The following is a 3,244-nucleotide window of genomic DNA, read 5'->3' as shown; positions in this document are numbered from 1 at the left end:
TGCCGAACGAAGCTCCCGCCGCCATAACCGGGTTGCCGTAACCCTGGTGAAGCAGGAAAAACGCCAACAGGATGGCCGTAAACACGCGGGCAATCTGCTCCACGATTTGCGAGATCCCGTTGGCCATCATATTATTGCGGCCCTGCGAGTACCCGCGCATCATCGCGATTGTGGGGAACAGCAGCAGCGCGGGGGCAATGGCCCGGATGGCCAGCGTGCTTTCCGGCACGCCAGCATGTTTCGCGAATAGCGGAGCGGTTATGTACAGCGCCGCGCTGATGATTACGCCGGCGACGGCGCCAAAAATAAGCGCGGCTCGGTAAACCTGCCGCGCTTCGTCCGGACGGTTCAGGGCGTAGCGCTCTGAGACCATTTTGCTGAGCGTGCTGGGAATACCCGCCGTGGCGAGCGTCAGCAGCATAAGGTACACATTGTTGGCCTGCGAAAAGGCCGCATCCCCGACATCGTTGAATAAATGCTCCAGCGGAACCCGCTGAAAAATGCCAAGCACGCGCGCCACCAGAGCGGCGGCGGCAAGAATAATCGTGCCTTTGATAAAAGAATCCTTCTTCGACAACCTGTTTCCCCTTCTTTGCAGTGAATTTAATACCGGCCGATCCAAATAAAGAAGAGGATGACCATAACGATTTGCAGCACAATTTTGACGACCGTGCTGCTGAACAGCCCGAGCATGGAGCCTGCGCTGACCTTGAGCGCTTTGCCGGGATCTGATCCGGCGATCATCTCGCCGATAAACGCTCCTAGGAGCGGGCCGATAATCAAACCGAACGCCGGAATAACGAACGGCCCCACGATCAGGCCGATTGTGCTGCCGATGATGGAGGAACGGGAGCCGCCGAATTTTTTGACGCCCCATGCTCCCACGACATAATCGGCAATGAACAGCGCTGCGACGATCAGCGTCTGGATAATCCAGAACCATGGCCCGAACGAGGCGAAGCCGAAGAACCAGCCGTAGACGAAAAAGGCAAAGTAAATCGCCAAAGCTCCCGGCAAAATAGGGTAGACGGCCCCGGCCAAGCCGACGGCAAACAGTGCGATAATTAAAACCCATCCGAGAATAGCCAAGCTTGGTCCCTCCTGTATATTAGGATCTGCGGACCCGAAGGTTCACATCAGTTTACAGCTCTCGTGAAGCTGTCGCTTCATCCTGCAAAATAAAACGGCGGATAACCTCGGCGATTCCATCTTCGTTATTCGTTGAAGTTACCGCGTCTGCCACCTGCTTGACGGTATCCTGGGCATTGCCCATCGCTACGCCAAGACCCGCCTGCTGAATCACCGCAAGATCGTTCAGGCTGTCGCCGACCGCGATGACTTCCTCCATCTTGATTCCCAGCAAGCCGCACACTTCTTGGATGCCAGACGCCTTGTTCACACCTAGAGCATTAATTTCCAGATTATAAGGAGACGAGTTGGTAATCTCCAGACCGCCCATGTCCTGAAGCTTCATCAGCACCCGATGGCGAATCTCATCATCTTCCGTGTCATAGCCGAATTTCAGCCATTCCCGCCCATCGATATTGCCGTCCCAGCTTTCTTTGTTATACACTCCCTCGACCGAGTACGCCCAGTACCAGATGCCATACTCTATCGCCATCGCGTGCATTTGTTTGATCAGCTGCGGGTCCATCAGGGAACGGCGGTACAGCTCATGCGGCGCACGCCACACTTCACTGCCGTTTACTGTAACCATCGGCGTCTTCAGCCCAAGCTGCTGGGCGTAAGGATACGCGGAGTTAAACGCCCGCCCGGTGGACAAGCAGACATGAATGCCCGCGTCCACGGCCTTGTGTATCCATTTCACCGTCTCCGGTGTAATCCGTTCTTCACTGTTCAGCAGGGTTCCATCCATATCCAAAGCTAACAGGCGGTATTTGGCAGTCATCGCCATCCCTCCATTTTTCTATATATTTATTGATTCGTGCCGCTTTGCGCGGCCTGATTCTGCTGAAGACTCTTCTTCGGCACGCCGTCAAGACCATACTCCCAGTCGTAGGCGTCGAAAATTTTACGCGCCACCGGCGCGGCGCTGTTCGAGCCGAAGCCCCCTTCGGGGATTACGACCGCGACAGCCAGTTTCGGCTTGTTGCGCGGCGCATAGGCGATGAAGACGCCGTTGTCGAACATGTACTTGTGTCCTTTACTGTAATATTCCTGCTGTGAGGTCCCTGTTTTGCGGGCAAAATCGTAAGGGAATCCCTCAAAGGCCGACTTCACATTACTGTTCATGCCGCGTTTAACTTCGTTCCAGTAAGTATCATCCATCTTAACGGTATTCAGCACTTCGCGTCCGAACGTTTTGACCACTTTTCCCGTGGAGTCCGTGATTTTGCTAACAAGATGCGGCTTGATTCGTTCGCCCTTGTTGGCCAGCGTCGAAGCGTACTGAGCCAGTTGGAGCGCTGTGTAGTTGCCCTGCTGCCCGAAGGAGGCGTAGACGAGCGCCGCCTGGACGCTGCCCGCAGCGTTAATATCGGTGTAGTTGATTTTCCCCCCGCTTTCTCCGGGGAGGTCTACTTCCGTAAAGACACCAAGCCCGAACTCCTTCATATATTTATCCCATACGCCAATGCCTTTGGAATCATATTTTTTATATAATCTCTTGCCGACCATATCAACCATAAAGACGTTGGAAGACTGCGCTATGGCCTCGGCCGGATCCATTCTACCTAAAACGTGACCGGATGCATTCCTGACCTTCGTTTCATAGCCGGCTTTGCCAAATGAGGTAATCCCTGTGTCCGTATACCAATCTGAGGTTTTGAAGAGTCCCTCATTTAGCCCCACCAACACACTCAGAGGTTTGACGGTAGAACCCAACAGGACGGTTGAATCAAAATTATGGCCCGATCTGCCTGAAGCATTTGGAGTAATCGTACCATTCTGATAGTAATCTTTAATTTTATTGTAGGTTGCAGTATCCATGCTGCCGCTGGCCCAGGCATTCGTATCGTAATCAGGCATGCTGGCCATGGCCACGATATTTCCGGTATCCACTTCCATCGCGACCGCGTAGCCCGTTACAGCGTCAGGATGCGTCTTCCCCTGTACCGTATGGGTATGCAGCCACTTTAATTGATCGGTGACCGCCTGCTCCGTCTTGAGCTGCACATTTTTGTTAATCGTCATCCAGATGTCATTGCCTTTAACGGGAGGCACGACCCTCTCGATTTTGTCGGCCATGTTCTGCGGATTGATGGAAATTTCCTGGTATCCGTTC

General features: G+C 53.7%; 4 protein-coding genes. All 4 read right to left on the bottom strand.

Annotated features, from left to right (window positions below; translation table 11 throughout):
- Nucleotides 1-577 (bottom strand): oligosaccharide flippase family protein (locus tag L691_RS0101980; protein WP_025688462.1); only part of this gene is annotated, 577 nt, incomplete at its 3' end.
- A 26-nt stretch (nucleotides 578-603) separates the two neighbouring features.
- Entirely contained in the window at nucleotides 604-1,089 is a 486-nt protein-coding gene (locus L691_RS0101975) for a DUF456 domain-containing protein (protein ID WP_025688461.1), read from the bottom strand.
- A gap of 52 nt (nucleotides 1,090-1,141) precedes the next feature.
- A complete protein-coding gene (locus L691_RS0101970; RefSeq protein WP_156934130.1) occupies nucleotides 1,142-1,909 on the bottom strand; it encodes a Cof-type HAD-IIB family hydrolase in 768 nt (255 codons plus the stop codon).
- 26 nt (nucleotides 1,910-1,935) lie between these two features.
- On the bottom strand, nucleotides 1,936-3,244 hold a 1,309-nt coding region (locus L691_RS0101965), incomplete at its 5' end, for a peptidoglycan D,D-transpeptidase FtsI family protein (RefSeq protein WP_025688458.1).

The organism is Paenibacillus zanthoxyli JH29, from assembly GCF_000520715.1.
Lineage (GTDB): Bacteria > Bacillota > Bacilli > Paenibacillales > Paenibacillaceae > Paenibacillus_AQ > Paenibacillus_AQ zanthoxyli.
This window is presented reverse-complemented; position numbering and strand designations above follow the sequence as displayed.

Excerpts from the sequence above, each read along its gene's own strand:
- L691_RS0101970 (WP_156934130.1), bottom strand. The coding sequence starts at position 1,909 with ATGACTGCCAAATACCGCCTGTTAGCTTTGGATATGGATGGAACCCTG.